Genomic DNA, 2,833 nt, shown 5'->3' on the forward strand with positions numbered 1-2,833 from the left:
GCCCGGGCGGCCGTGGCCGCACCACAGGATCCATCGCCCGGAGTCGGTCACCGCGGGAATTGTCTACGCCGTTGCTTAATATCAAATCCACCTGGTCCGACAACGAACAACGACCTGGGGCCGGGTACGCCGGAGTACTCGGCGTGACCCGGCCCCAGGGGCTCGACCTGCGGTTTCAACAGGGGCCGAGGATCCACGGCCAGTCCAGCACATCACTGGACGGGCGCGGGGTGAGAGGGGTTTGCAGGGGCGCGGCGTGCGGTGCGGAAAACATGGGACCATCCTGTGTCGACATGCGCGTCCCGCACAACGGATCCGCCCAAAGCGGCAAATGCCCGTCTTACCCTTGATTTGCCCAATGGCGTCGGGGATCTTGTCGTCGGTGGCGGATGAATCGCACGGTCGCGACCCCTAGAAGGACTCCCCACAGCAGGAACCACGGATCCCACACGAACAGGTGCCAGTAGAACGCCACCGGGTCGAACGACGCCGCCCGCGGCACCACGCCCACGGCGATCAGGAGCTGCGCGACGACCAGAACGCCCCCGTAGAGCACGAGCACGACGGTCGCCCCCCACGACGCGGTGAGCAGCAACCACCGCGGCAGCCGCCGGCCCCACCGCTGGACCAGCGCCAGCCCCAGCACCGCGCCCACCAGCTTGAGCACGACGGTCAGCCACACGATCGCGATCAGCTGCGGGTCGCGGGCCCTGGCCATCTCCGCGAGCGCCCCGCCCAACGTGTCCAGGCCTGCCGTGCCGCCGGCGGCCCAGTAGGCGCTCACCGCCGCGTACAGCGCTCCCACGACGAACACGGCCCAGCCGAGCCACCGTCCCCCGGTCGTGCGCGGTGACGCCTGCGCGGACCTCGTCATGCTGTTGTCCCTCTCCCCCAGCCGGTCTGACGGCATTAGTCGTATCGGTTCAGCCGCAGAGCCGTCAAACGCACGACCGGAAAGCGCGACAGCGTCACACCCCCACCGCTCGACGCGCGGTGGCGGCCAGCAGGTCGTGCCGGATCAGGCCGCTCCCCGCCCGCACCAGCAGCCAGTACGGCCGGAACGCGCGCCGTGCGGCGGCGTCGGTGCCGTGCACGCGGGTCTCGGTGGACAGCAGGGTGCCCGAGCCGTCGGCGTCGAGGCGGAAGTTCATCACCACCTTCGACCAACCGGGCTCGGTGAAGCCGGTGAACGCGTCCACGTCGCCGCGCGGCAGGTCGGGCCGCGCGGGCACCAGCGAGGTGTAGCGGGAGACGTCCGCGAGGACGATCTCGTGCGGCGGGTCCTGGGCGACGGGCTTGGGCGCGAACGAGTCCAGCACGAGCGTCCCCGGCGGCGCGTCCACGCCCCGCACCCACGCGAGGGGGCCGCCGCGCAGGCGCAGCAGCAGCATCGTCCAGCTCAGGTCGGAGACCCGGAGCGTGGTCAGTGCTTCCCAGACGCGGTCGGGCGGGGCGTCGACGTGGCGGGTGTGGTGCTCGCGGTGCTGCCACTCGGGCAGCAGGTCGTCGATCAGGGTGGTCACGAAAGCACCGCCGTGGGGGTGTCGTTGGTCAGGACCGGGTGGTCGTAGCGCTGCTCGACGCGGTGCAGGTAGTCCAGCAGCGCGCCGCTGGTGACCGGCCGCAGGTCGCGGTCGGGCCGGGCGATGGGCATCGAGCCCACCGAGGACCAGCGCAGCCAGCCGCGGCCGTCCACGTGCGCGCGGGCCCGTCCGGCGTTGTCGTCGTGCAGGCAGTAGGGCACGTCCAGGACGCCGGAGGCGAACGCGCGGACGAGCGCCTCTCCGACGTCGTCGTGCAGGTCGAGCACGGCGGCGATGAGCGTGCGCGCCTCGGCCTCGACACCGGTGTCCACGATCGCGGGCGCCTCGGGGGCGACGGCGCGGGCAGCGGCGGCGGCGTGCTCCAGCGACGCCACGTTCTCCGCGATGGTCGGGATGCGGTGGGCCTCGGCCGGGGTCTTCACGATCAACCGGGCCGCTCCCCCGCGCACCGCGAGCCGCGTCGCGTCGGCCAGCAGCGCCAGCGAGCCGGCCTCCGTGCGCGGGTGCACGCCCATGTAGGCGTAGACCACGATGTGGTGGTCGACGTCGGGCAGCAGGTCCGCGGCGATGCGCCCCAACGCGCGCAGCGCCTCGGCGTCCTGCTCGGCGCTGGTCTGCTGGGTGAAGCTCAACGACATGCTGGCGATGCCGCAGCGGCGGAAGAACAGGCCCTCCAGCACCGTCAGCGCGACCAGCAGGCTCGGCGGGCAGAGCTGGCCCAGCATGCACCCGCCGAAGCTCTCCAGGTGCGGCTCGCCGGGCGCGGCGGCGAACGCCTCCACGCACCGGGCCCAGGCCGTGACGGACTCGCGCAGCGGCACCCGGCTGTAGGGCAGGCAGTAGGACACCGGGCCGCCCTCGGTGGCGTCCAGGCCGAGCGCGACCAGCGCGTCCACGATGTCGCCGGGCAGCGGCGAGCCGTGCCGGACCTGGACGGGGAAGCCGTGCGCGGCGGCGTCGGAGAGGACGTGCCGCGTGGTGGCGTGGTCGGTGGTGACGATGGGGTAGCCGTTGAGCGGCGTCCCCTCGGCGGCCGCCGCCAGCACGGCCGCGTAGTCCCCGACCCGGGTGTAGCTGTCGAGCGTGACCGTGCCGACGGTGGTGGCGTGCGCGCGACGGGTGGCGACCAGGCCGGCGCGCATGCGGGCGGGATCGCTGAAGCCCATGCGGGGCTGCACGACGAGCTGCCCCGCGGCGTGCGCGGCGCGGACGAACGCGGCGAACCCGGTCACGGCGCCGCGCCTTCCAGCGAGCGCCGCTCCCGCGCGGCGGACACGAAGCGGTTGAAC

General features: G+C 73.1%; 3 protein-coding genes. All 3 read right to left on the reverse strand.

Translation table 11 applies throughout. The features are described from left to right. Positions 1–340 precede the first annotated feature (340 nt). The gene (locus AB0G02_RS33990) at positions 341–874 is read right to left on the reverse strand and encodes a DUF3995 domain-containing protein (protein WP_360802614.1); all 534 of its coding nucleotides are present in this window, start codon (positions 872–874) and stop codon (positions 341–343) included. Between the two features lie 94 nt (positions 875–968). Next, entirely contained in the window at positions 969–1,523 is a 555-nt protein-coding gene (locus AB0G02_RS33995; protein ID WP_360802617.1) for a hypothetical protein, read from the reverse strand. Next, on the reverse strand, positions 1,520–2,776 hold the full coding sequence (locus AB0G02_RS34000; protein WP_360802620.1) for a methylaspartate mutase: 1,257 nt from the start codon (positions 2,774–2,776) through the stop codon (positions 1,520–1,522). Before AB0G02_RS34000 ends, AB0G02_RS33995 begins: the two co-directional genes overlap by 4 nt. Positions 2,777–2,833: the final 57 nt, after the last annotated feature.

The sequence above is a fragment of the Actinosynnema sp. NPDC023658 genome, assembly GCF_040639995.1.
GTDB lineage: Bacteria > Actinomycetota > Actinomycetes > Mycobacteriales > Pseudonocardiaceae > Actinosynnema.

Bases quoted from the DNA above. Each gene is read 5' to 3' on its own strand.
- AB0G02_RS33990 (WP_360802614.1), bottom strand. From the start codon at position 874: ATGACGAGGTCCGCGCAGGCGTCACCGCGCACGACCGGGGGACGGTGG.